Annotated in this window: 23 protein-coding genes; 11 read left to right on the forward strand and 12 right to left on the reverse strand. The window is 58.8% G+C overall.

What is annotated here, in order from left to right:
* Nucleotides 1-106: 106 nt before the first annotated feature.
* Both SC318_RS05950 and grxD read left to right on the forward strand, forming a co-directional pair.
* Complete coding sequence (locus tag SC318_RS05950; protein WP_320430031.1) at nucleotides 107-2,215, forward strand: molybdopterin oxidoreductase family protein; 2,109 nt, start codon at nucleotides 107-109, stop codon at nucleotides 2,213-2,215.
* Nucleotides 2,216-2,314: 99 nt separating this feature from the next.
* Nucleotides 2,315-2,653 (forward strand): Grx4 family monothiol glutaredoxin, encoded by a 339-nt coding sequence (grxD, locus tag SC318_RS05955; RefSeq protein ID WP_124385360.1) that lies wholly within the window; start codon nucleotides 2,315-2,317, stop codon nucleotides 2,651-2,653.
* A 191-nt stretch (nucleotides 2,654-2,844) separates the two neighbouring features.
* On the opposite strand, the gene bfr is transcribed toward grxD, so the two are convergent.
* Nucleotides 2,845-3,315 carry a bacterioferritin gene (gene bfr / locus SC318_RS05960; protein ID WP_124385361.1) on the reverse strand — a complete coding sequence of 157 codons (471 nt, stop codon included), beginning with the start codon at nucleotides 3,313-3,315 and terminating at the stop codon, nucleotides 2,845-2,847.
* A 200-nt stretch (nucleotides 3,316-3,515) separates the two neighbouring features.
* The gene (locus SC318_RS05965; RefSeq protein WP_306491829.1) at nucleotides 3,516-3,734 is read right to left on the reverse strand and encodes a bacterioferritin-associated ferredoxin; all 219 of its coding nucleotides are present in this window, start codon (nucleotides 3,732-3,734) and stop codon (nucleotides 3,516-3,518) included.
* Between the two features lie 244 nt (nucleotides 3,735-3,978).
* Between SC318_RS05965 and SC318_RS05970 the strand changes: the two genes are divergently transcribed.
* Nucleotides 3,979-4,581 (forward strand): peroxiredoxin, encoded by a 603-nt coding sequence (locus tag SC318_RS05970; RefSeq protein ID WP_320430032.1) that lies wholly within the window; start codon nucleotides 3,979-3,981, stop codon nucleotides 4,579-4,581.
* Nucleotides 4,582-4,644: 63 nt separating this feature from the next.
* On the opposite strand, the gene rnt is transcribed toward SC318_RS05970, so the two are convergent.
* Both rnt and pyrC read right to left on the reverse strand, forming a co-directional pair.
* Complete coding sequence (gene rnt, locus SC318_RS05975) at nucleotides 4,645-5,319, reverse strand: ribonuclease T (RefSeq protein WP_124385363.1); 675 nt, start codon at nucleotides 5,317-5,319, stop codon at nucleotides 4,645-4,647.
* Nucleotides 5,316-6,362, reverse strand: coding sequence for a dihydroorotase (gene pyrC, locus SC318_RS05980; protein WP_320430033.1), 1,047 nt, complete (start codon nucleotides 6,360-6,362; stop codon nucleotides 5,316-5,318). The genes rnt and pyrC overlap by 4 nt, the downstream gene beginning before the upstream one ends.
* Before the next feature lie 156 nt (nucleotides 6,363-6,518).
* Here pyrC and SC318_RS05985 point away from each other — a divergent pair, with 156 nt between their 5' ends.
* The 3 genes from SC318_RS05985 to SC318_RS05995 all read left to right on the forward strand — a co-directional run bounded on the left by SC318_RS05985 (nucleotide 6,519) and on the right by SC318_RS05995 (nucleotide 10,037).
* Entirely contained in the window at nucleotides 6,519-7,427 is a 909-nt protein-coding gene (locus SC318_RS05985; RefSeq protein WP_320430034.1) for a flagellar protein MotY, read from the forward strand.
* 129 nt (nucleotides 7,428-7,556) lie between these two features.
* Nucleotides 7,557-8,774, forward strand: coding sequence for an argininosuccinate synthase (locus tag SC318_RS05990; RefSeq protein WP_065886002.1), 1,218 nt, complete (start codon nucleotides 7,557-7,559; stop codon nucleotides 8,772-8,774).
* 630 nt (nucleotides 8,775-9,404) lie between these two features.
* Nucleotides 9,405-10,037, forward strand: coding sequence for a response regulator (locus SC318_RS05995; protein WP_320430035.1), 633 nt, complete (start codon nucleotides 9,405-9,407; stop codon nucleotides 10,035-10,037).
* Nucleotides 10,038-10,125: 88 nt separating this feature from the next.
* On the opposite strand, the gene SC318_RS06000 is transcribed toward SC318_RS05995, so the two are convergent.
* The 4 genes from SC318_RS06000 to metG form a co-directional block, all read right to left on the reverse strand.
* Nucleotides 10,126-10,308, reverse strand: a complete 183-nt coding sequence (locus tag SC318_RS06000) for a PA3496 family putative envelope integrity protein (RefSeq protein ID WP_320430036.1) — start codon at nucleotides 10,306-10,308, stop codon at nucleotides 10,126-10,128.
* 107 nt (nucleotides 10,309-10,415) lie between these two features.
* A complete protein-coding gene (gene nth, locus SC318_RS06005) occupies nucleotides 10,416-11,054 on the reverse strand; it encodes an endonuclease III (protein WP_101219435.1) in 639 nt (212 codons plus the stop codon).
* Between the two features lie 87 nt (nucleotides 11,055-11,141).
* Nucleotides 11,142-12,101 (reverse strand): electron transport complex subunit RsxB, encoded by a 960-nt coding sequence (gene rsxB, locus SC318_RS06010; RefSeq protein ID WP_320430037.1) that lies wholly within the window; start codon nucleotides 12,099-12,101, stop codon nucleotides 11,142-11,144.
* Nucleotides 12,102-12,188: 87 nt separating this feature from the next.
* Nucleotides 12,189-14,240, reverse strand: coding sequence for a methionine--tRNA ligase (gene metG / locus SC318_RS06015; RefSeq protein ID WP_320430038.1), 2,052 nt, complete (start codon nucleotides 14,238-14,240; stop codon nucleotides 12,189-12,191).
* 171 nt (nucleotides 14,241-14,411) lie between these two features.
* Here metG and apbC point away from each other — a divergent pair, with 171 nt between their 5' ends.
* Nucleotides 14,412-15,506, forward strand: a complete 1,095-nt coding sequence (apbC, locus tag SC318_RS06020) for an iron-sulfur cluster carrier protein ApbC (RefSeq protein WP_320430039.1) — start codon at nucleotides 14,412-14,414, stop codon at nucleotides 15,504-15,506.
* A 454-nt stretch (nucleotides 15,507-15,960) separates the two neighbouring features.
* Here apbC and fdxA read toward each other — a convergent pair whose 3' ends face one another.
* The 4 genes from fdxA to SC318_RS06040 all read right to left on the reverse strand — a co-directional run bounded on the left by fdxA (nucleotide 15,961) and on the right by SC318_RS06040 (nucleotide 20,060).
* Nucleotides 15,961-16,284, reverse strand: a complete 324-nt coding sequence (gene fdxA, locus SC318_RS06025; protein WP_306491837.1) for a ferredoxin FdxA — start codon at nucleotides 16,282-16,284, stop codon at nucleotides 15,961-15,963.
* 142 nt (nucleotides 16,285-16,426) lie between these two features.
* Nucleotides 16,427-19,018 (reverse strand): DNA mismatch repair protein MutS, encoded by a 2,592-nt coding sequence (gene mutS, locus SC318_RS06030; protein ID WP_320430040.1) that lies wholly within the window; start codon nucleotides 19,016-19,018, stop codon nucleotides 16,427-16,429.
* 183 nt (nucleotides 19,019-19,201) lie between these two features.
* Entirely contained in the window at nucleotides 19,202-19,573 is a 372-nt protein-coding gene (locus SC318_RS06035; protein WP_320430041.1) for a hypothetical protein, read from the reverse strand.
* The gene (locus tag SC318_RS06040; RefSeq protein ID WP_306491840.1) at nucleotides 19,566-20,060 is read right to left on the reverse strand and encodes a Panacea domain-containing protein; all 495 of its coding nucleotides are present in this window, start codon (nucleotides 20,058-20,060) and stop codon (nucleotides 19,566-19,568) included. The genes SC318_RS06035 and SC318_RS06040 overlap by 8 nt, the downstream gene beginning before the upstream one ends.
* A 263-nt stretch (nucleotides 20,061-20,323) precedes the next feature.
* On the opposite strand from SC318_RS06040, the gene SC318_RS06045 reads away from it, so the two are divergent.
* The 4 genes from SC318_RS06045 to SC318_RS06060 all read left to right on the forward strand — a co-directional run bounded on the left by SC318_RS06045 (nucleotide 20,324) and on the right by SC318_RS06060 (nucleotide 23,134).
* On the forward strand, nucleotides 20,324-21,058 hold the full coding sequence (locus SC318_RS06045; RefSeq protein ID WP_306491841.1) for a LexA family transcriptional regulator: 735 nt from the start codon (nucleotides 20,324-20,326) through the stop codon (nucleotides 21,056-21,058).
* 590 nt (nucleotides 21,059-21,648) lie between these two features.
* Nucleotides 21,649-21,987 (forward strand): phage holin family protein, encoded by a 339-nt coding sequence (locus SC318_RS06050; protein ID WP_124357270.1) that lies wholly within the window; start codon nucleotides 21,649-21,651, stop codon nucleotides 21,985-21,987.
* Nucleotides 21,988-22,006: 19 nt separating this feature from the next.
* Nucleotides 22,007-22,522: a hypothetical protein gene (locus SC318_RS06055; RefSeq protein WP_320430042.1), complete on the forward strand. Its 516-nt coding sequence runs from the start codon at nucleotides 22,007-22,009 to the stop codon at nucleotides 22,520-22,522.
* A 3-nt stretch (nucleotides 22,523-22,525) separates the two neighbouring features.
* Complete coding sequence (locus SC318_RS06060; RefSeq protein WP_320430043.1) at nucleotides 22,526-23,134, forward strand: phage baseplate assembly protein V; 609 nt, start codon at nucleotides 22,526-22,528, stop codon at nucleotides 23,132-23,134.
* Nucleotides 23,135-23,137 lie beyond the last annotated feature (3 nt).

Raw genomic sequence — 23,137 nt, forward strand, 5'->3', positions numbered from 1 at the left:
AGCCGTGTCTTGGCCTATGTCCGGCGATTCACAGCGCGAACGTTGCTGGCGCACTGCGCGGCCCCGGCCCATAGTTGGACAAAGCCCCTTATAAAAGAGACTGGCCATGACCAAGACTCTCCATCACCGTGCCTGCCACCTGTGCGAAGCCATTTGCGGCCTTACCCTGGAAACCACCCAGGACGAAACCGGCAGCCTGGCGATTACGTCGATCAAGGGCGACCCGCTGGATACTTTCAGTCGAGGGCATATCTGCCCCAAAGCGGTGGCGTTGCAGGACATCCAGAATGATCCGGACCGCCTGCACCAGCCGATGCTGCGGGTGGGCAGCGAATGGCAACCGATCCCGTGGGAAGACGCCTTTGCGCTGGTAGCCGAACGTCTTGCGGGCATCCAGGCCCGGCACGGGCAGAATGCCGTGGCGGTGTATCAGGGCAACCCCAGCGTGCACAACTACGGGCTGATGACCCACAGCAACTACTTTCTTGGCTTGCTCAAAACACGTAATCGCTACTCGGCGACGTCGGTAGACCAATTGCCCCATCACCTCTCCAGTCACTTGATGTACGGCCATGGCCTGTTGCTGCCGATTCCGGACATCGACCACACCGACTTCATGCTGATTCTGGGCGGCAACCCTCTGGCCTCCAACGGCAGCATCATGACCGTGCCCGATGTGGAGAAGCGCCTCAAGGCGATCCAGGCCCGAGGCGGCAAGGTGGTGGTAGTGGACCCTCGACGCAGCGAGACGGCGGCGATTGCCGATCAGCATCTGTTCGTGCGCCCCGGTGGCGATGCGGCCCTGTTGTTCGGGCTGCTTAACACGCTGTTTGCAGAGGGCCTGACCCGCGCGAGCCATTTGCCGGTTGAAGGTTTGGACGACGTGCGCCAGGCGATTGCCGGGTTTACCGCCGAGGCCATGAGCCCTCAGTGCGCAGTACCTGCCGAGCAGATCCGCCAATTGGCCCGGGATTTCGCCGCAGCGGATAAAGCGGTGTGCTACGGGCGTATGGGCGTGTCCACGCAGGCGTTCGGCACGTTGTGCCATTGGCTGGTGCAGTTGATCAACCTGGTGACCGGCAACCTGGACCGCGTGGGCGGCGCCTTGTGCACCACGCCCGCGGTGGACCTGGTGGCCTCGACCGGCGGCGGACATTTCAATCGCTGGCAGAGCCGCGTATCCGGACGCCCCGAGTACGGGGGAGAGCTGCCGGTGTCTGCCTTGGCCGAAGAGATGCTCACCGAAGGCGAAGGGCAAATTCGCGCTTTGGTGACGGTGGCCGGCAACCCGGTATTGTCGACGCCCAACGGTCGTCAGCTGGAGCAGGCGCTGGATGGGCTGGAGTTCATGGTCAGCGTTGACCTTTACATCAACGAGACCACGCGCTATGCCGACTTGATCCTGCCGTCCACTTCGGCGCTGGAGAATGATCACTACGACACCACCTTCAACATGTTCGCGGTACGCAACGTCACGCGGTTCAATCGCGCGATCCTGCCCAAGCCTGAAGGTGCGCTGCACGATTGGGAAATTTTCGTCGGCTTGGCCAAGGCATTTGCGGCGCACACCGGTGTGGCGCTCAAACCAACGATGCCACCTGCGCAGATGATCGACTTCGGATTGCGCGCCGGGACTTACGGTGACGCATCCCCGCACAAGCTGTCGGTGGCGATGCTGGCCGATCATCCCCATGGCGTGGACCTGGGGCCGCTCACGCCAAACCTGGCCGCCCGGCTGAAAACCGTCGACGGCAAGGTGCAGGCGGCGCCGTCGGTGATCATGGCGGACCTCGCGCGGTTTGCCGCGCAACCGCTGCCCGTGGCGAACGAACTGCTGCTGATTGGTCGTCGCCACGTGCGCAGCAACAATTCCTGGATGCATAACTATCACCGGTTGGTGAAGGGCAAGCCACGCCATCAATTGCTGATGCACCCCGATGACCTGGCCGATCGCCAACTGAGCGACGGCCAGCGGGTGCGTGTCAGTTCGCGCATCGGCATGGTCGAAGTCGAGGTAGTGGCCAGCCTGGACATGATGCCTGGCGTGGTCAGCCTGCCTCACGGCTGGGGCCATGGGCGCCCGGGCGTGCAGATGAGCATTGCCAGTAGCCAGCCGGGGGCAAGTGCGAATGATTTGACCGATGAGCGGCAATTGGACGAGCTCTCGGGTAATGCAGCGCTCAATGGCGTACCGGTGAAAGTTGCAGCGGCTTGAGGTTGGCTGTCGGCGCGCCTGAGCATCCTGTGGGTTTTTTGCGTTACAATGCGCCACCGTGCCGACCTGTGAGTCGCAAAGTTCCTGCAGAGGTGTTCCATGGATATCATCGAAACGATCAAAGAGCAGATTGCCAACAACACCATTCTGCTTTACATGAAAGGCGCTCCGAACGCTCCTCAGTGCGGTTTCTCCGCGAAAGCGTCCCAGGCCATCATGGCGTGTGGCGAGAAGTTCGCTTACGTGGATATCCTGCAAAACCCGGAAATCCGCGCCAACCTGCCTAAATACGCCAACTGGCCGACTTTCCCGCAATTGTGGGTAGCCGGTGAACTGGTTGGCGGCAGCGACATCATCACTGAAATGGCAGCTGATGGTTCGTTGCAGGCGCTGGTCAAAGACGCAGCGGCAAAAGCGGCAGCCAAGACCGAAGCGTGATGCTTCTGTAAAAGGCGCCACAATAAAAAGCCCCGCTTCTCACAGGAGAGCGGGGCTTTTTTTTGGCTTCTCTGTAGGAGCGAGCTTGCTCGCGAAAAACGCCCAGGCAACTCGTTCATTCTGGATAAACGCGGTGGCGCTGAGTTCTTCGAGCAAGCTCGCTCCTACAGTAAAAACAAGAGCCGCGGGGCTTATTCGCCCATCTGCGATTGCAGGTAGTTCTCCAGGCTGACCTTGTCGATCAGGCCCAGTTGGGTTTCCAACCAGTCGATGTGTTCTTCCTGGTCTTCCAGGATATCTTCCAGCAGTTCGCGGCTGCCGTAGTCGCCAGTGGTTTCGCAGTGGGCGATGGCGGCCTTGAGGTCGCTGTGGCTCTTGCGTTCAAAGCCCAGGTCGCTGCCGATCATTTCCTGGGTGTGCTCGCCGATATTGAGCTTGCCCAGGTCCTGCACGTTCGGCAGGCCTTCCAGGAACAGGATGCGTTTGATCAGCGCATCGGCGTCCTTCATGGCCTTGATCGATTCCTTGTATTCGCGTTTGCCCAGCTTTTCCAGGCCCCAATCGTCATACATGCGCGCATGCAGAAAGTACTGATTGATCGCGACCAGTTCATTGGCAAGGATTTTGTTGAGTTGCTGGATGACTGAGATGTCGCCTTTCATGACTGGGGTCCTGCCCTGTAATAGCTGTGTATGGGCGGAGTTTGAGCGGCGATAATCTTGGTGTCAAACCTAAGTTATTGAATAATAAATGAAAATTAATCGGAATAAGAATGTTTGTGTTCCGCGTCTTGGCGCTAACTAATTGAATTGCGGGCATAAAAAAACCGGACGCTGGGTCCGGTTCTTCAAAACACGCTTAATTAAGCGTGTGTAAATTCTGCCGAATAGGGCAGCCCTGACTGGGCTGTCTGCAACTGCGTGAGGGTTTCCCGTACCACTTGCTTGGCGAGGCAGGCGCATTTACCGCACTGGCTGGCAACGCCGGTGGTTTCGCGCACTTCCTTGTAGCTGCAGCAACCTTCATAGATTGCTTCGCGGATTTGTCCGTCGGTGACGCCAGTACAGAGGCACACATACATAAGGGAGACCGTCGCGGGTTTAGGGCTTGAGTGCGATGGATCTTAATGTTAACGAGAATGATTGTCAAAGTAGTTTCATCCTCAATCCGGCGCACATTGCCTGTGCGCTGACGAACGGTTTTTTCGGTGTATGATGGTCGATCTTTACGAAGCGTGACTGCGTCACAGGTCTGTCGCTGAACCAAGGCAGACTCGATGCTGGTCCTGTTACTTCAATCGTCACCCTTACATCAGGAGATATCCAATGAGCGTACTCGTCGGCAAACAAGCCCCGGATTTCGACGTACCCGCCGTCCTCGGCAATGGCGAAATCGTAGACAGCTTCAAACTGTCTGAAGCCATCAAAGGCAAATACGGCCTGGTGTTCTTCTACCCGCTGGACTTCACCTTCGTCTGCCCATCCGAGCTGATCGCTCTGGATCACCGCATGGACGATTTCGAGGCGCGCAATGTTGAAGTGGTCGCCGTTTCCATCGACTCCCACTTCACCCACAACGCCTGGCGCAACACCGCCATCAACGATGGCGGCATCGGCAAAGTCAAATACACCATGGCTGCCGATATGAAGCACGATATCGCCAAGGCCTATGACGTTGAGTCCGAAGGCGGCGTGGCTTTCCGTGGCGCGTTCCTGATCGACGACAAGGGCGTTGTACGCTCGCAGATCATCAACGACCTGCCGTTGGGCCGTAACATGGAAGAGCTGATTCGTCTGGTCGACGCTCTGCAATTCCACGAAGAGCACGGCGAAGTCTGCCCTGCCAACTGGAAAAAAGGCGACAAAGGCATGACCGCTTCCACCGAAGGTGTTGCGGCTTACCTGACCGAGAACGCTGGCAAGCTGTAAGCCAGATTCAAGGTAAAAAAAACCGGCCTGAGAAGGCCGGTTTTTTTATGCACGGGATTCGCTTCAGTCGTTGAAGTCTTCCCAGCCGCCCATCTGCTTCCAGCGGTTGACGATGCCGCAGAACAGCTCGGCGGTCTTCTCGGTGTCGTAGCGGGCCGAGTGAGCCTCGCGACCGTCGAAGTCGATACCGGCGGCCTGGCAGGCTTTTGCCAGTACGGTCTGACCGTAGGCGAGGCCGGCGAGGGTGGCGGTGTCGAAGCTGGAGAAGGGATGGAACGGGTTGCGTTTCATGTCCAGGCGCGCCACGGCGGCGTTCAGGAAACCCAGGTCGAAGCTGCTGTTGTGCCCTACCAGGATCGCGCGTTTGCAACCATTGGCCTTCAGCGCCTTGCGTACGCCGCGGAAAATGTCGGTGAGCGCCGCTTCTTCACTCACCGCCATGCGCAATGGGTGATCGAGCTTGATCCCGGTGAACTCCAGGGCCGCCGCTTCGATGTTGGCGCCTTCAAACGGCTCGACGCGGAAGAAGTGGGTGTGTTCCGGGTACACGAAGCCCTGCTCGTCCATGCCGATAGTCGTCGCGGCAATTTCCAGCAAGGCATCGGTGGCGCAGTTGAAGCCGCCGGTTTCTACGTCGATAACCACAGGCAGGTAGCCGCGGAAACGCTCGGCCATCGGATGGCGCGAACCGCCGCCACCGCCATGTTCCTGTTCGTCATCGTAATGGTCTTCACTCACTTTCTTTCCTCCAGCAGGCGCCAGCGCAGTGTTTCACCGGCGCGCAGCGGGATAACGGTCAACTCGCCAAAGGGCAGGCTGGCAGGGGCGGTCCAGTCTTCACGGACCAGGGTGATGCGGTCGGTATTCGCCGGCAGGCCATAGAAGCGCGGGCCATTGAGGCTGGCGAAGCCTTCGAGTTTGTCCAGGGCGTTGCGTTGTTCGAACGCTTCGGCGTACAGCTCGATGGCGGCAAACGCGGTGTAGCAGCCCGCGCAACCGCAGGCGGCTTCCTTGGCATGCTGCGCGTGGGGCGCCGAGTCGGTACCGAGGAAGAACTTCGGGTTGCCGCTGGTGGCGGCGTCCAGCAATGCCACCTGATGGGTGTTGCGCTTGAGGATCGGCAAGCAGTAAAAGTGCGGCCGAATCCCGCCCACCAGCATGTGGTTGCGGTTGTACAACAGGTGGTGTGCGGTGATGGTCGCGCCGACGTTGGCCGAAGCCTCGGTGACGAACTGCACGGCATCTGCGGTGGTGATGTGTTCGAACACCACCTTGAGGGTCGGAAACAGCTCGACCACCCGGCGCATGTGCTCGTCGATGAAGACCTTCTCCCGGTCGAACACGTCGACATCGCCACGGGTGACTTCACCGTGGATCAACAACGGCATGCCGACCTCGGCCATCGCTTCGATGGCCGGCAGGATCTTGTCGATACTGGTCACACCGGAATCGGAGTTGGTGGTCGCGCCCGCCGGGTACAGCTTGGCGGCGTGGACATAACCGCTGGCCTTGGCCTCGCGGATTTCTTCGGGCTGGGTGCGGTCGGTAAGGTAGAGCACCATCAACGGTTCGAAGCGACTGCCGGCCGGGCGCGCAGCGAGGATTCGCTGGCGATAGGCATCGGCTTCGGCTGCGTTACGCACCGGTGGTACCAGGTTAGGCATGATGATGGCGCGGCCAAACGTTCGCGCAACATCGGCCACGGTTTGGGGCAACGCAGCACCATCGCGAAGATGAATATGCCAGTCGTCGGGACGCAGCAGGGTCAGGCGGTCGGACATTGGGGATTCCAGGCGGGTCAATCTGGTGGGAATGCTACCGGAAAAGACTCGAGCAGGCACTCGCTATCAAGTTTTGCAGGATGCAACCGATAGCACTGGGTATGCCTTAACGATGTATGACGCTTTGAAGTGTTGTAGTAACCAGTGGAGCCTCCCGTGCGCCAGCATTATCTAGCCCTGCTCAGTGTGTTCGCCAGCCTGCCTGCGATGGCCCTCACGTTCCAGACACGTCTGGAGAATATTGAGTGGAAGGTGGAGGGCGACCAGTTCGAGTGCCGCCTGACCCAGCCGATCACCGATTTCGGCTCGGGTGAGTTCGTGCGCCGGGCGGGCGAGCAGGCGACATTTCGTCTGAAAGCCTATAACGGCTCGCTCGGTGCCGGCTCCGCCACGTTATTGGCCGCCGCGGCGCCCTGGCAACCGGGCCGTGGTGATATCAACCTCGGTGCGGTACGCGTGGGCAGTGGCGATGTGTTGTTCAACAGCTCCCAGGCCCAGGCCGGTCGGCTGTTCACTGGCTTGCTCGAAGGCCGCAGCCCGACCGTACGGCATTACGGTCGCGAAGGTGGCTACTCGGAAATTCGCCTGCTGCCGGTGAAGTTCAACAAGGCCTACAACGACTATCAGCTGTGTACGGCCAAGCTGCTGCCGATGAACTACGATCAGATCAAGCAGACCGAAGTCGGCTTCCCGGGCGGGGGCATCGAACTGGATGCGGCGGCCAAGAAGAAGTTGTCGGTGATTGTCGCGTTCATGAAAGCTGACCCCACCGTGAACCACATCGAGTTGAACGGCCACTCGGACAACAGCGGCAACCGCCTGACCAACCGTGATGTCTCGCGACGCCGCGCCCTGGCGGTGATGGACTACTTCAAGGCCAATGGCATTCAGGAATCGCAGGTCACCCTGCGGTTCCACGGCGAAAGCTACCCTCTGGCGCCCAACACCAATGCCGCCAACCGAGCGCGCAACCGTCGGGTCAATGTCCAGCTGGAAAGGGTGGCGGCTCCGGAGAAACCGGCGCCCCAGGCGACAGCTTCCAGCAACCCTGCAGCAACCTCATAACGTGCGACCATCGGTCGCTCGTTCGACATAATCTGTCGCTTTATCTTCATTTGCTGTCGCGCCCCTGTAATTTCACGGTTTTGATCGGTAGAATCGTCGCCTTTCCGTACAACCCCGTGGAGTGATGGCATGGCCGACGTAAACAAGGTCGTTCTCGCGTATTCCGGCGGCCTGGACACTTCGGTGATCCTCAAGTGGCTGCAGGATACTTATAACTGTGAAGTGGTGACCTTCACCGCTGACCTGGGTCAGGGCGAAGAGGTCGAACCTGCACGTGCCAAGGCGCAAGCCATGGGCGTGAAAGAGATCTACATTGACGACCTGCGCGAAGAGTTCGTCCGCGATTTCGTTTATCCGATGTTTCGCGCCAATACCGTCTACGAAGGTGAGTACCTGCTCGGTACCTCCATCGCACGTCCGCTGATCGCCAAGCGCCTGATCGAAATCGCCAACGAAACCGGCGCTGATGCCATTTCCCATGGCGCCACCGGCAAGGGCAACGACCAGGTGCGTTTCGAACTGGGTGCCTACGCCCTCAAGCCCGGCGTAAAAGTGATCGCCCCTTGGCGTGAATGGGACCTTCTGTCCCGTGAAAAGCTGATGGATTACGCTGAAAAGCACGCGATCCCGATCGAGCGTCACGGCAAGAAGAAATCCCCGTACTCGATGGATGCCAACTTGCTGCACATCTCCTATGAAGGCGGCGTGCTGGAAGACACCTGGACCGAGCACGAAGAAGACATGTGGAAATGGACCGTCTCCCCGGAGAACGCTCCAGACAAGCCGCAGTACCTGGAACTGACCTACCGCAACGGCGACATCGTCGCGCTGGACGGTGTCGAGATGACACCCGCCACCGTATTGGCGACCCTGAACCGTATCGGTGGCGAACACGGCATCGGCCGTCTCGACATCGTCGAGAACCGCTATGTGGGCATGAAGTCCCGCGGCTGCTACGAAACACCGGGCGGCACCATCATGTTGCGTGCCCACCGCGCCATCGAGTCCATCACCCTGGACCGTGAAGTGGCCCACCTCAAAGATGAGTTGATGCCCAAGTACGCCAGCCTGATCTACACCGGTTACTGGTGGAGTCCTGAGCGTCTGATGCTGCAGCAGATGATCGACGCCTCCCAGGCCCACGTGAACGGCGTCGTGCGCCTGAAACTGTACAAGGGCAATGTGATCGTCACCGGTCGCAAGTCCGATGAGTCGCTGTTCGACGCCAACATTGCGACCTTCGAGGAAGATGGCGGCGCTTACAACCAGGCGGATGCAGCGGGCTTCATCAAGTTGAACGCCTTGCGCATGCGCATCGCGGCCAACAAAGGACGCAAGTTGTTCTGAGTGTTGTGCCTGTCGTGAAAAAAGCCCCTTGATCAAGGGGCTTTTTTTTTGCTCTGAATATACACATGGGTGCATTAAAGCAGCGCGCACGTTTATTTCCGTTTAGGTCGTGTTTAAGGCGTTCTTGCTAAATCTTCTAAGGTGTTTTTTCGGTTTCAGAATTTTATTCGTCCACGGCAAGGTTTTTTACATCTGCATAGGAACTATGTCTTACAGAAAATTCACTCACGTGGGAGAAATGGATATGTAATTTGTGGAATTTTCTGTAGGAAAATGGAGTATGGATAACTATGTTGAATGGAACTAAAACTGATGCGGTATTTACAAGCCGGCGTGTAAGTTTCAGGGGCACACAAGGGGCATTTCCTGAAAGCCTCGTGCGCCATGTTTACCCTGCGTGCCTGAGGCTGAGGATAATTCACTCAAAATATGTACGCCTGGGGAAAGGTCTGAAAGGCTCCATAAAGTTGAAGGCATCCAAGCTGGCGAATTTTTGTAGGTCAATTCCTATCTTGTTGTGGGTTGGGTCTCTGCCTGCTGTTGCTCGGGTGGGAAGACTATGCCAACTAGCAGACGACTAGGCTATTGTGCTTTCTCTAAATAATTCGAACAGCGAAATTGGACTTTCTCATGAATAAAGTGCTGATCGTGGATGATCATCCCGTCATTCGGCTTGCTGTGCGCATGCTAATGGAACGTCATGGTTATGAGGTCGTCGCCGAGACTGATAACGGTGTCGATGCGTTGCAACTTGCGCGGGAACATATGCCGGACATTGTCATCCTGGATATTGGAATTCCCAAACTCGACGGCCTTGAAGTTATTTGTCGGTTGGCGTCAACCAAGCAAGCCGTATCGTTCAAGGTGCTGGTGCTGACGTCCCAGGCGCCTGGTCATTTTTCCATGCGTTGCATGCAGGCTGGGGCAGCGGGCTACGTGTGCAAGCAGCAGGACCTGACCGAGTTGCTGAGCGCCATCAAGGCAGTGCTTTCCGGCTACAGCTACTTTCCTAACCAGGCACTCAACTCGGTGCGCTCCACCATAGGCAACGCCAGTGAGGCCGATATGGTGGAACGGTTGTCTGGGCGGGAAATGATGGTGCTGCAACAGCTTGCCCGTGGCAAGACCAACAAGGAAATCGCCGATGGCATGTTTCTCAGCAACAAAACGGTCAGCACCTATAAGACGCGCCTGCTCTTGAAGCTCAACGCCCGCTCTCTGGTCGACTTGATAGAGCTGGCCCAACGCAATGGCTTGGTGTAAGGGGGAGCGCTCCACCGTGCTGATGCTTGTGTAACAACCGGCACAAAAAAGCCTCCGTCAGGGAGGCTTCCGGCCGTCTGCCAGATGGTCAGAGATCGAAGTCGTAATCGGCCAACTGTCTTTGCAAGCGTCGCTCTTCCAGCAGGTTGTCGATAGTTCTGCGTTTGCTCAGATTGGTCTTGGCCACCTCTACGACGGGCGCTGGTGCCTCATCGTCTTCCAACTCCACCAGGTCGTCATCGACTTCAAGTTGTTCTTTGCCAGTGCTCATAAGGTTCACTCCAGGCTAAGACTGCCGTTGGCGCCCCTTATAACGATATTCCACGGACGGGTAAAAAAGATTTTTTCAATCGACTGACAGAGAAAAGCCCCTAACCCTCAATCGTCAGATGTCTTGTCCTTGTATTCACATAAATCTTCGATCCTGCAACTGCCACACCGGGGCTTGCGCGCCTGGCAGACATAGCGCCCGTGAAGGATCAGCCAATGGTGAGAGTCGAGCAGATAGGGCTTGGGCACAAATTTCATCAGCTGTTTTTCGACCTCCACCACATTCTTGCCGCGCGCGATGCCGGTTCGGTTGCTGACGCGAAAAATATGGGTGTCCACGGCCATGGTGAGCTGCCGGAACGCGGTATTGAGCACCACGTTGGCGGTCTTGCGCCCAACGCCGGGCAACGCCTCCAGGGCTTCTCGGGTTTGCGGCACTTCACTGGCATGCAGTTCCATGAGCAGTCGGCACGTCTCGATCACGTTCTTGGCTTTGCTGTTGTATAGGCCGATGGTCTTGATGTACTCCGACAACCCCTCAACGCCCAAGGCATAAATCGCCTCCGGCGTATTGGCTACCGGAAACAGCTTGGCCGTGGCCTTGTTCACGCCCACGTCGGTGGACTGGGCCGACAGAATCACCGCAATCAGCAGCTCGAACGGCGAGGAGTAGGCCAGTTCGGTCTTGGGTTCGGGATTGTCTTCATGGAACCTGCGAAAGATTTCCAGGCGTTTGGCGGCATTCATAGCAGTGGATGTTTCCTTGCAGACGGTCGACTTGATTGTCGCAACACACAGCGCAGCATCAGCTGTAATCCCTGGGAGGGGGCTCCGTTACTTAGCTGCGAGATCATGCAACGTTTGCTCGGCGGCGTTCAACGCGGCGCTCAGGCGTGCCAATTGCTGTTCGTCAGCCTGTTGGTCCTGGGCTTTTTTCAATTCGGCCCGGCGCATCGCCAGTTGAATCTTGGCGCGCTTGAGCTCAGGGCCTTGGGTGGTCGGCGGCGTCGGCGGGCTGTTGCCTTCCAATGCGGCGAGCGCCTGCTCCGAGGCTTCGAACTGCTTTTGCAGGATAATCAATTGCGACTGTTGCTCAAAAGTCGGCGGATGCCCAAACGCTTTCAGGGACTTGTGCAGTTGAGCGCGGCTCATGGCAACGCGGATTTTGGCTTGCTTGATCGCGGCATCCTGCGCGGCCTGAAGGGCATCGGTGTGTGCCGCTGCCACGGGGGCAATGCGCTTGGCCCGTGCCAGGCGTTCGGCGAGTTTGACGGCCTCCTCACGTTGCAGGCGCGCGTTGCGCTGTTCGAAACGCCGGCGTGCACGGTCGCGCTTCAGGCCACGTTCGCGCCGCTCAGTGTCGCTGCTCGCCAGATCACCCACGATAGGCAGCACATCGGCGAGTGGGCGCATTTCGATACAGTCGACAGGGCAGGGCGCGACACACAGGTCGCAACCGGTGCACTCGTCGATAATCACCGTGTGCATCAACTTGGCGGCGCCAATGATGGCATCCACCGGGCAAGCCTGGATGCATTTGGTGCAGCCGATGCATTCGGCCTCACGGATATAGGCGATCTGGGCCGGCGCATCGCCGCGGCTGCTATCCAGGGCCAGCACGGGCACGCGCAGCAATTGCGCAAGCCCGGCGATGGTTTCCTGGCCACCGGGTGGGCACTTGTTGATTGCCTCGCCGTTGGCGATGCCTTCGGCGTAAGGCTTGCAACCCGGGTGCCCGCACTTGCCGCATTGAGTCTGCGGTAGCAGCGCGTCGATACGTTGAATGAGGTTCATGCTTTGATCATAGCGTTGACGCCCGGCCCACCGATGCAGGCAGGCTGAAAAGCCCCGGCGCCGAAACGCCGGGGCATCTTGCAGGGTTTACTTGATGCGTTGACCCGGCTTGGCGCCGCTGTCAGGGCTCAGCAGGTAGATTTCTTCGCCGCCTGGGCCCGCCGCCATCACCATGCCTTCGGAAATGCCGAATTTCATTTTCCGTGGCTTGAGGTTGGCGATCATCATGGTCAGGCGACCATCGAGCTTGGACGGGTCCGGGTAAGCGCTCTTGATGCCAGAGAACACGTTGCGCTGCTCGCCGCCCAGATCGAGCGTCAGGCGCAGCAGCTTGTCGGCACCTTCCACTGCCTCGGCCTTGACGATCAGTGCAACCCGCAGGTCCACCGCAGCAAAGGCGTCGAACTCGATTTGCGCAGAGATCGGGTCCTTGGCCAACTCGCTGTCAGCGGCAGGTGTAGTCGCACCGGTATCGGTCTGGCTGGCGACCAGGTCTTCTTTCGAAGCGTCGGTCATGGCCTGGACTTTCACCGGGTCGATGCGGGTCATCAGTGGCTTGAACGCGTTCAGCTGATGGTTGCCGAGCAGCGTGGCGTGGTCGTTCCAGGTCAGTGGCGCGACGTTGAGGAAGGCCTCCGCGTCGGCGGCCAGCAGCGGCAGCACCGGCTTGAGGAAGATCACCAACTGACGGAACAGGTTGACGCCAGTGGCGCAGATCGCCTGAACCTCAGCTTCCTTGCCTTCCTGTTTGTTCAGCGACCATGGCGCCTTGTCGGCAATCCAGGCATTGGCACGGTCAGCCAGGCCCATGATTTCGCGCATCGCGCGAGCAAAGTCACGGGCTTCATAGGCGTCAGCGATGCTCGGTGCGGCCGCCAGGAAGGCATCGGTCAGTTCCGGGGCGGCGTTTTCAGCGACCAGCACGCCCGCATTGCCCTTGTGGATAAACCCGGCACAACGGCTGGCGATATTGACGACCTTGCCGACAAGGTCCGAGTTGACCTTCTGTACGAAGTCTTCCAGGTTCAGGTCGAGGTCATCCACGCCACGGCCCAGCTTGGACGCATAGTAGTAACGCAGATATTCCGGCGACAGGTGGTCCAGGTAGGTGCGCGCCTTGATAAAGGTGCCGCGGGACTTGGACATCTTCTGCCCGTTTACGGTGAGGTAACCGTGCACGGCAATGCCGGTCGGCTTGCGGTAGCCCGAACCTTCAAGCATCGCCGGCCAGAACAGCGCGTGGAAGTTGACGATGTCCTTGCCGATGAAGTGGTACAGCTCGGCGGTGGAGTCCTTGCCCCAGAACGCATCGAAGTCCAGCTCCGGCGTGCGGTCGCACAGGTTCTTGAAGCTGGCCATGTAGCCGATCGGCGCGTCTAGCCACACATAGAAGTACTTGCCCGGCTCGCCTGGAATCTCGAAACCGAAGTAGGGCGCATCGCGGGAGATGTCCCATTGCTGCAAGCCGCTGTCGAGCCATTCGGAGAGCTTGTTGGCCACGGCGTCCTGCAGAGTGCCGCTGCGCGTCCAGGTTTGCAGCATCTGCTGGAAATCCGGAAGCTTGAAGAAGAAGTGCTGGGAATCCTTGAGCACCGGGGTGGCGCCGGAGATGGCCGACTTCGGATCCTTCAAGTCAGTCGGTGCGTAGGTCGCGCCGCATTTTTCGCAGTTGTCGCCGTACTGGTCTTCGGTGCCGCATTTCGGGCAGGTGCCCTTGATGAAGCGGTCGGCCAGGAACATTTTCTTTTCCGGGTCGAAATATTGGGTGACCGACCGCTGGTCGATGTGCCCGGCTTCTTTCAATCGCAGGTAGATCTGGCTCGACAGCTCACGGTTTTCGTCGGAGTGGGTCGAATGGAAGTTGTCGAACTCCACCAGGAACTCGGCAAAGTCGGCGCTGTGTTCAGCCTGCACATTGGCGATCAGTTGTTCCGGGGTGATGCCTTCCTTTTCGGCGCGCAACATGATGGCCGAACCGTGGGCGTCGTCCGCGCAGACATAAATGCATTGGTTGCCGCGATGCTTCTGGAAGCGCACCCACATATCGGTCTGGATGTACTCAAGCATATGGCCAAGATGGATGGAACCATTGGCATAGGGCAGGGCGCTGGTGACGAGGATCTTGCGTGGCTCGGACATGGGGCTCGGCTACTTGATGAAACGGAGGTCGGCCACTATAAAGCGCCGGGAAATTTATTTCACCCCGTGGTGCTGTTTCAGAATTTTCGCAACCTGCAAAAGCATGCCCCTGGCCGCCTGGAACGGTTAGGATAGCCGCCTGTTTCAGTCAGTCTTTTTCGGGAGTTGCCCATGAGCGCCGTCAATCGCGCAGCGGTGGAAGCCGTTCTTCGCCAGTACACCGACCCCTATTTGAACCAGGACCCGGTCACGGCCGGTTGTGTGCGGGCTATCGAGGTCCAGGGTGATCAGGTCTCGGTCCAGCTCGAGCTGGGCTATGCCGCCGGCCTGTTCAAGAAGGGATGGGCGCAGATGCTGCAAATCGCCATCGAGGGCCTTGACGGTGTGCGCTCGGCCAAGGTCGATATCCAGTGCGTGATCGCGCCGCACAAGGCCCAGGCGCAGATCCCTGGTCTGGCTAACGTCAAGAATGTGATCGCCGTGGCTTCAGGCAAGGGCGGTGTGGGCAAATCCACCACCGCCGCCAACCTGGCCCTGGCCCTGGCCCGCGAAGGCGCGCGCGTGGGCATCCTGGACGCCGATATCTATGGCCCGAGCCAAGGCGTGATGTTCGGCATTGCCGAAGGCACGCGGCCGAAGGTCAAGGACCAGAAGTGGTTTGTGCCGATCGAGTCGTTGGGCGTGGAGGTCATGTCAATGGCGTTCCTGACCGACGACAACACGCCGATGGTCTGGCGCGGGCCGATGGTGTCCGGTGCGCTGCTGCAGTTGGTCACCCAGACCGCCTGGGGCGATTTGGACTACCTGGTGATCGATATGCCGCCTGGAACGGGCGACATCCAGCTGACTCTGGCGCAGAAAGTCCCGGTGGCCGGCTCGGTGATCGTCACCACGCCTCAGGACCTGGCCTTGCTGGACGCGAAGAAAGGCGTGGAGATGTTCCGCAAGGTCAACATTCCAGTGCTGGGCGTGGTGGAAAACATGGCGGTGCACATCTGCTCCAACTGCGGTCATGCCGAGCATCTGTTCGGTGAGGGCGGGGGCGAGAAGCTGGCGACTCAATACGGCGTTGAACTGCTGGCCTCGTTACCGCTGTCGATGGCGATTCGTGAACAGGCCGATGGCGGCAAGCCCACCGTGGCTGCCGAGCCCGACGGGCAGATCGCCATGGTCTACCAGGAACTGGCCCGCCATGTGGGTGCTCGAATAGTGCTGCAGGAGGCGACCGCTCCGGCGATGCCAACGATTACGGTCAGCGATGACTGAACATTGTCGGGGCGGCGCAGGCATTTAGGCTTGTTACGCTTTTGCCCAACAAGTTTTGTAAGCATTCGCCTACTTTGTCGTAAGTATTCGGTTCTTTTACAAGGTCTTAGCGTCTCGAATTGTTGAGAGGTTTTTCTAACCCTTTGAAATGAAACAATTATTTATCGACGTCTGGGCATTTTTGCCAGGCGGCCATCCGGTTGGATGCCGTTGAACTAATTCTGGGACGCTTTAACATCAGCCCTGTGTCCACGGATTGGCACGACCATCAAGGAACGATGGTTTGAAGGAATGTCGCAGGATGCGATTCATCAGGATGATGAAAAGGAATACAGGGACTAGGGAAAAAATGTGGGCGGGTCATACCGCCCCTTTTTTCGTCTGTAGAAAAGTGAAACCGGCCACATAGAAACGCAAAAAGGCCCGCAAGGGGCCTTTTCGAGCGACGACGCTATCAGCGTTCGAGGTCAGCAATCTTACCGGGCTTGCCATCCCACTCCTCTGCATCGGGCAGAGCGTCCTTCTTCTCTGTAATGTTCGGCCAGACGTCTGCCAGCTCCGCATTCAGCTCAATGAAGTTCTCCATACCCGCAGGTACTTCATCTTCGGAGAAGATGGCGTTAGCCGGGCATTCTGGCTCACACAGGGCGCAGTCGATGCACTCGTCCGGGTGGATGACCAGGAAATTCGGGCCTTCGTAGAAGCAGTCCACCGGACACACTTCTACGCAGTCGGTGTACTTGCACTTGATGCAGTTGTCGGTGACGACGAAGGTCATTTCTAATTTTCTCCTCAGGCGGCGGCAGCGAAACCCTTTGTGGCAGGGCTCGCGAGGTTCGGGAGCGATAGTCTGCAGGCCAGGCTAAAAGCCCGCAGCATCCCAAACCGCGCGAGAGTCTACCAGCTTGCAAGCGTCTGCGTTATATCCGAGTCTTCAGTGCATATAACATTTCGAGCGCTTTGCGCGGGGTCACGTCATCCAGGTCAAGCTTAGCCAACTCATCCAGTACCGGATGAGGCAGGCTGGCGAACAGATCGCTCTGGTGCGGCGCGGCAGGTTTTTTGCTGGCCTTGGCGGGGCTGGCGACCACGTTTTCATGGGGCAGGGCCGTGGTTTCCAGGCGGCTGAGGTGCTCACGCGCGCGAGTGATCACGTCCGTCGGCACACCGGCCAACTGAGCGACCGCCAAGCCATAACTCTGGCTCGCCGGGCCCGGCAGCACATGGTGCAGGAACACAATGCGCTCGTTGTGTTCGGTGGCATTGAGGTGCACGTTGGCCACCAGCGGCTCGCTTTCCGGCAACACGGTCAATTCGAAGTAGTGCGTGGCAAACAGCGTATAGGCGCGTAAATGCGCCAGACGCTCGGCCGCCGCCCACGCCAGCGACAAGCCGTCGAACGTACTGGTGCCGCGACCCACTTCGTCCATCAGTACCAGGCTGCGGTCGGTGGCGTTATGCAGAATGTTGGCGGTCTCGCTCATTTCCACCATGAACGTCGAGCGCCCACCGGCCAGATCGTCGCTGGAACCGATCCGGGTGAAAATCCGATCCACCAGGGACAGCTCGCAACTGGCCGCCGGCACGAAGCTGCCGATGTGTGCCAGCAGCACGATCAATGCGGTTTGGCGCATGTAGGTGGACTTACCACCCATGTTCGGACCGGTAATCACCAGCATGCGGGTGTCGTCGTCCAGCGACAGGTCGTTGGCGACGAACGGCGTGGTCAACACCTGCTCTACCACCGGGTGGCGCCCCTGCACGATGCGCATGCACGGCTCGCTGACGAACCGCGGGCAGTTCAAATCCAGGTTCAGCGCGCGTTCCGCCAGGTTGCTCAACACATCCAGTTCCGCCAGGGCGGCTGCGGTGTCTTGCAATGGCGCCAGGCGGCTGATCAAGTCTTCGAGCAGGGCTTCATAGAGCATTTTTTCCCGGGCCAGGGCGCGGCTCTTGGCCGACAGTGCCTTGTCTTCGAACGCCTTGAGCTCCGGGGTGATAAAACGCTCGGCGCCTTTGAGGGTCTGGCGACGTTGATAGTCGATGGGCGCGGATTCGGCTTGCTTGCTCGGCAACTCGATAAAATAGCCATGCACACGGTTGTAACCGACCTTCAGGTTGGCCAGCCCGGTGCGGGCTTTTTCCCGCGCCTCCAGGTCAATCAGGAATTGCCCGGCGTTTTCGCTCAGCGATTGCAGCTCGTCCAGTTCACTGTCGTAACCGGTTTTCAGAACACCGCCATCACGAATGATCGCCGGCGGGTTGTCGATAATGGCTTTTTCCAGCAGCGCCGCGAGGTCCGGATAGGTACCGGCGGTGACGGCCAACTGTTGCAGGTGCGCAGTCTCCAGCTCGGTCATCGCCGCCTGCAGTTGCGGCAAGGCACCCAGCGCATCACGCAGGCGCGCCAAATCACGCGGGCGCGCATTGCGTAGGCCGATTCGCGCCAGGATGCGCTCTATGTCCCCGATTTCTTTCAACTGCGGCTGCAGCTTTTCAAAGCGATAGCTGTCCAGCAGGCAGGTAATGGACGACTGGCGCGCTTGCAGCACGCTTAAATCGCGCAGCGGACGGTTCAGCCAGCGCGTCAGCAGGCGGCTGCCCATGGCGGTCTGGCAGCGGTCGACCACCGACTGCAGGGTGTTGTCACGCCCGCCCGCCAGGTTGGTATCCAGTTCCAGGTTGCGACGACTGGCGCCATCCAGTACCACGGTGTCGTCCAGACGCTCATGGCGCAGGCTGCGCAAGTGCGGCAAGGCAGTGCGCTGGGTTTCCTTGGCATAACTGAGCAAGCAACCGGCCGCGCCAATGGCCAGGGTCAACGTCTCACAGCCGAAGCCCTTGAGGTCCTGCACGGAAAATTGCTGACACAGGCTTTTCAGTGCCGAATCGCGTTCGAAATCCCACGGTGCGCGCCGCTTGGTCCCACGCCGTTTCTCCGCCGGCAAGTCCTTCGGCCAGTCGTCCGGGATCAACAGTTCCACCGGATTAATACGCTCCAGCTCCGCCAGCAGGTTCTCCCAGCCCTTGATCTCCAGCACGCTGAAATTGCCACTGGTGATATCCAGTACCGAAAGACCGAACAAACGCTCATCGCCCAGAACCGCCGCGATCAAGTTATCGCGCCGCTCATCCAGCAGCGCCTCGTCGCTCACCGTCCCCGGCGTGATAATGCGCACCACCTGGCGTTCCACCGGCCCTTTACTGGTGGCCGGGTCGCCGATCTGCTCACAGATCACCACCGACTCGCCCAGCTTCACCAGCTTGACCAGATAACCTTCCAGCGAGTGGTAAGGAATCCCACACATCGGAATCGACTGCCCCGCCGATTGCCCACGGGCAGTCAGGGTAATGTCCAGCAACTTGGCGGCCTTCTTCGCATCCTCATAGAAGATCTCGTAGAAGTCGCCCATGCGATAGAACATCAACTGATCAGGGTGCTGGTTCTTCAGGCGCCAGTACTGCTGCATCATCGGGGTGTGGGAGGACAGATCGGAGGCGTTTTTACTCATTGGGTAATAGGCAAATTCGTTGAAAGTGATGGGGCAAAGGGGGCGCTTGGCCCAGCATTTTTTGCGATGGCGGCAAGGTTAACACGCGAGGTCGGGGGTTCGCAGGTGGCAGAGGGGGAGGTAATACGCGGGAAGAAAAGCGGTTGTGCGTAAAAGGCGCACGAAGTGGAGCCTGTAGAGCCGTTACTTGGACCTGCGCCCACTGGCAGGAAACAAACCTCTGATGACCCCAAGAAAAGCGGCAAACAGATTGATGGACGTTGCCGTGGTGATGGCAATCAATACGTTATCCGAGAACGGCGCTTTCCCGGAGTAGTAGGTCGACCAACCATTCCACAGCAGAAGAACCGCCCAGAAGATCACGCCACAGGCAGCAAACCAAAAGGCCCGGCCTGCATATTTCTTGCGCAGTTGCCTTTCGGCCTTTTGGTCTTTCAGGTTCTGGCTTCTTTCATCGTCCATGCCTACCGCGTGCTCGCCGCCAGGTTGGGAGTCCTGGTCGGGTCCTGTCGCCAGGGGCAGGGTGAGCCTGAGGTTGTCGAGTTCCTCACTCACGGTTACGGCTCTGCGGGTGAATGAGTTCGGCCATTTCTTTCCAGTCCATTGCAGATCCGTCGGCGCCCCTGAGTGCCCAGGCCGTGCCGTCTTCGTGCGACAGGTTGGACAGCTGGGTTCCCGACCATTTGCCGTATTTGGCGATGATTCGGTCAATCAGGCGATGGGCATAAGTGTCGCTGTCGGGGATCCTCGGTGTAACGAAGACAATGTCTTCATCTTCAGCGTCGGGCTTCAAGTTGCTGAGCAGCGAAGTCACCGGACGGCTGCCGTAGGATTTCAACTCATGGTACAGCGAGGGAATGACCGGGCCGTATTGCCAGCGGGCAAAGTGGTCATCCATAAGCGGTTTATCCCGCTCGCGCAGGTGCCAGGACTGCGTGTAGAACAGCAGTTTCTGCAGCTTCATCGGCGTCAGGTCGGAAAGTTTGCCTTCCTTCGCACGTTCAATGAAGGCGTTAGCGACAGCCAGAGCTGAATAAGCCATGAGCACCTCCGTCGTTGCTGGCTAGGTTGTTACAGAGTTTTATACATAGGCCCGAAATTGTCGACAAGCAAGGTGACTCCCAATCTGCGCCCTTTTGAATCCGGTTGCCCTGGGTGTAAGTCGAACAGCGCAGAATAGTAAAGACTGAATAACTGTTCGTATATACAGTAATTTGTTTCTTTTTTGCCTGTTACGGTGGTTTAATGCATAGATATGCAAATTAGCATTTGCCAACCTCTAAAACTCCCGTCACTATCCGCTTTATGCAAAAACGCAACGTTTCTATCGTCTTGAAAGAGCTGCTCGATCGCGACCGAATCTCTCCTACAGAGCTTCATCGGCGAACTGGCGTGCCTCAATCCACACTGTCCCGGATCCTCAGCGGCAAGATCGTTGATCCGTCGGACAAACACATCTCGCGCATCGCCGAATATTTTCGCGTCAGCACCGATCACCTGCGCGGGCGCGCAGCGGTGGGGGCTTTGCGCGATGATGGGCGCGACCCGATGCACTCGGAACTCAAGGACATAAGCCTGTGGGACGACGACACTCCCGTTAATGATGACGAGGTGTCGATCCCCTTTCTGCGCGAGGTTGAATTGGCTGCTGGATCAGGAAGATTCGTCATCGAGGAAAGCGAGAAGGCCAGCCTGCGTTTTGGAAAGCGCAGCCTGCGGCATAACGGTGTGCAGTTCGACCAGGCCAAGTGCGTGACGGTGCGCGGCAACAGCATGTTGCCGGTGCTGCGCGATGGCGCGACGGTGGGGGTCAATGCCGGCAAGAGCGGGATTGGCGACATCGTCGATGGTGACCTCTACGCCATCAACCACAATGGTCAGCTGCGGGTTAAACAGCTCTACCGCCTGCCTACCGGTATTCGCCTGCGCAGCTTCAATCGTGATGAGCACCCGGATGAAGACTATAGTTTCCAGGATATTCAGGACGAGCAGATCAGCATCCTCGGCCATGTGTTCTGGTGGGGCATGTACGCTCGTTAACCTCACCGCGTAAGACAAAGCCCGCCATTGAGCGGGTTTTTTTTCGGCCGCAGAAAACCGGCAAACCCAGTGCCTGCGTGGCGTTGCATGCGGTCGTGCATTTGCATGGCAAAAATAAATGCATTTGTGCATTGACTGTATATGCATACATGCATATTCTTCATCTCAAGCCAGCCAACAAGGCCTGGTGGAGGCGGCAAGGATGCTGCCAAGGAAGACAAGGAAGGCACGCAACATCGGCAAGGACGCCATCGAAGCGATGGCAGGGATGCCAGGCAACACCGGCAAGGATGCCGACGCTCTTTAGTGGTACCGCTTCAAAAACAGGCAGCGATGAACCGGCCTTAACGGTTCAGAGGGTTGGCAACTGACCCGGGTGTGCAGCGTAAAGCACCAGAAGCAGTTATCCGGCAGACAGGGATCGTGGTCGGAAAAACATTGAGGAAAGGACCGTACCGCGCCAGTAGCGCCGACAGTCCGAGGACATCATTACTGAAAAGCCCGGGCAACCGGGCTTTTTGGAATGCCTACCTATCGAAGTATGTGCAATTGAAAAAACGGACTATCAGTGCTCAGCCAGGAGGCGTGACATGACAAACGAACAACAAGCGTTAGCGGAAATGCCTATCTGGCTGGTGATCATATTGGCCTTGATCGGCGGGGTTTCCGGCGAAATGTGGCGCGCCGACAAGGAGGGCGCCCGCGGCTGGTCGCTGATTCGGCGCCTGGCACTGCGCTCCGGGGCGTGCATGGTGTGTGGGGTTTCGGCCCTGATGCTGTGCTACGCCGCCGGTATGTCGATCTGGACCGCCGGCGCCATTGGTTGCCTCACCGCCATGGCCGGTGCCGATGTGGCCATCGGCCTTTATGAGCGCTGGGCGGCCAAGCGCATCGGGATCAACGAAGGTTCCCGTCAGGACCCGCAGTAACTGCAAGGACGCTACTCACATGACCCTTATCGAAAAGCCATCCCAACTCCCCCAAGCCATCGGCGTGGCGCTGCACGCGGCCTTCCCGGACCTCAGGATCGGCAGTCACCGGGATTTCCTCGGCGGCGAGGACAGCACCGGTGTGATGGTCACGGTTGAAGGCAACGGCCCGGGCATTCGTTCTCGCGAAGGGCGCAAGGCGCACGTGCTGTCTATTTCGCTCAAGGCCATGGTTGCCCCCGGCGCGCTGCCGTTCGATGCCTGCGACCTGGCCAGCCAATTGATGGATCTGGTGCTGGATAACCGTTGGAACCTGCCGCAGTCCCAGTGCGATGTGCCAGCGAACATTGTCGCCGCGCCCTCCATGCGCACTGCAGCGGCAACGGACTACGACACGTGGACTGTGTCCTTCACCCAAACCCTCTACCTGGGACCTGCGTTGCTCAACGATCCTACAGGCCAACCGCTGTTCGCCTGCACCTGGGATGTCTTGAACATCGACGACCCCGACCAATACAAGCCACTGGCGGAGTAGCCCATGTTCGACGCGCTGTTACGCATGCAACTGGGGCCTATCGTCGAGCGCCTGGCGGAGATGGAAGCCCAGCTCGAAGACCTCTACCGGCGCGCTGAAAGCTTCTGCCGGATTGGTGTTTGCCAACAGGTCGATGCCGCCAGCAATACCTGCCGGGTCAGCCACGGTGAGTTGCTCACACCGGCCATCCGCTTTTTCAACCCCAGCGCCGGTGCGCAAACCGAAACCCGCATCCCTTCAGTGGGCGAACAATGCCTGCTGCTCAACTACGGTGGTGGGGAAGGGGGCTCGCAGTCCGTGGCTTTGTTCGGCCTCAACAGTAGTCTTTTTCCGCCAGTCTCCACGGTTCCCTCCTTGACCCGGCGGCGCCATCAAGACGGCACGCAAAGCGATTACGACGACGCCAGTCACACCTTCAACTGGGCCAACGGGCCCACCACGTTCAGCGGCTCCCGCGAGCAGGTCGACCTCAAGGTCGGCGCCGCCAGCCTGACCCTCAACCCGCAGGGCATCACCTTGCAGATCGGCGGCACCGCACTGCTGCTGGATGCCGGCGGTGCTCACTTCAGCGGCCCGGTAATAGACCACCAGGGTCGGGTCATCAGCCCGTGACAA

The organism is Pseudomonas sp. MUP55, from assembly GCF_034043515.1.
Lineage (GTDB): Bacteria > Pseudomonadota > Gammaproteobacteria > Pseudomonadales > Pseudomonadaceae > Aquipseudomonas.

What these genes read in the sequence shown, in the direction of transcription:
- SC318_RS05950 (WP_320430031.1), top strand. Translation starts at nt 107, where the DNA reads ATGACCAAGACTCTCCATCACCGTGCCTGCCACCTGTGCGAAGCCATT.
- grxD (WP_124385360.1), top strand. Translation starts at nt 2,315, where the DNA reads ATGGATATCATCGAAACGATCAAAGAGCAGATTGCCAACAACACCATT.
- bfr (WP_124385361.1), bottom strand. Translation starts at nt 3,315, where the DNA reads ATGAAAGGCGACATCTCAGTCATCCAGCAACTCAACAAAATCCTTGCC.
- SC318_RS05965 (WP_306491829.1), bottom strand. Translation starts at nt 3,734, where the DNA reads ATGTATGTGTGCCTCTGTACTGGCGTCACCGACGGACAAATCCGCGAA.
- SC318_RS05970 (WP_320430032.1), top strand. Translation starts at nt 3,979, where the DNA reads ATGAGCGTACTCGTCGGCAAACAAGCCCCGGATTTCGACGTACCCGCC.
- pyrC (WP_320430033.1), bottom strand. Translation starts at nt 6,362, where the DNA reads ATGTCCGACCGCCTGACCCTGCTGCGTCCCGACGACTGGCATATTCAT.
- SC318_RS05990 (WP_065886002.1), top strand. Translation starts at nt 7,557, where the DNA reads ATGGCCGACGTAAACAAGGTCGTTCTCGCGTATTCCGGCGGCCTGGAC.
- SC318_RS05995 (WP_320430035.1), top strand. Translation starts at nt 9,405, where the DNA reads ATGAATAAAGTGCTGATCGTGGATGATCATCCCGTCATTCGGCTTGCT.
- SC318_RS06000 (WP_320430036.1), bottom strand. Translation starts at nt 10,308, where the DNA reads ATGAGCACTGGCAAAGAACAACTTGAAGTCGATGACGACCTGGTGGAG.
- nth (WP_101219435.1), bottom strand. Translation starts at nt 11,054, where the DNA reads ATGAATGCCGCCAAACGCCTGGAAATCTTTCGCAGGTTCCATGAAGAC.
- rsxB (WP_320430037.1), bottom strand. Translation starts at nt 12,101, where the DNA reads ATGAACCTCATTCAACGTATCGACGCGCTGCTACCGCAGACTCAATGC.
- metG (WP_320430038.1), bottom strand. Translation starts at nt 14,240, where the DNA reads ATGTCCGAGCCACGCAAGATCCTCGTCACCAGCGCCCTGCCCTATGCC.
- apbC (WP_320430039.1), top strand. Translation starts at nt 14,412, where the DNA reads ATGAGCGCCGTCAATCGCGCAGCGGTGGAAGCCGTTCTTCGCCAGTAC.
- fdxA (WP_306491837.1), bottom strand. Translation starts at nt 16,284, where the DNA reads ATGACCTTCGTCGTCACCGACAACTGCATCAAGTGCAAGTACACCGAC.
- mutS (WP_320430040.1), bottom strand. Translation starts at nt 19,018, where the DNA reads ATGAGTAAAAACGCCTCCGATCTGTCCTCCCACACCCCGATGATGCAG.
- SC318_RS06040 (WP_306491840.1), bottom strand. Translation starts at nt 20,060, where the DNA reads ATGGCTTATTCAGCTCTGGCTGTCGCTAACGCCTTCATTGAACGTGCG.
- SC318_RS06045 (WP_306491841.1), top strand. Translation starts at nt 20,324, where the DNA reads ATGCAAAAACGCAACGTTTCTATCGTCTTGAAAGAGCTGCTCGATCGC.
- SC318_RS06050 (WP_124357270.1), top strand. Translation starts at nt 21,649, where the DNA reads ATGACAAACGAACAACAAGCGTTAGCGGAAATGCCTATCTGGCTGGTG.
- SC318_RS06055 (WP_320430042.1), top strand. Translation starts at nt 22,007, where the DNA reads ATGACCCTTATCGAAAAGCCATCCCAACTCCCCCAAGCCATCGGCGTG.
- SC318_RS06060 (WP_320430043.1), top strand. Translation starts at nt 22,526, where the DNA reads ATGTTCGACGCGCTGTTACGCATGCAACTGGGGCCTATCGTCGAGCGC.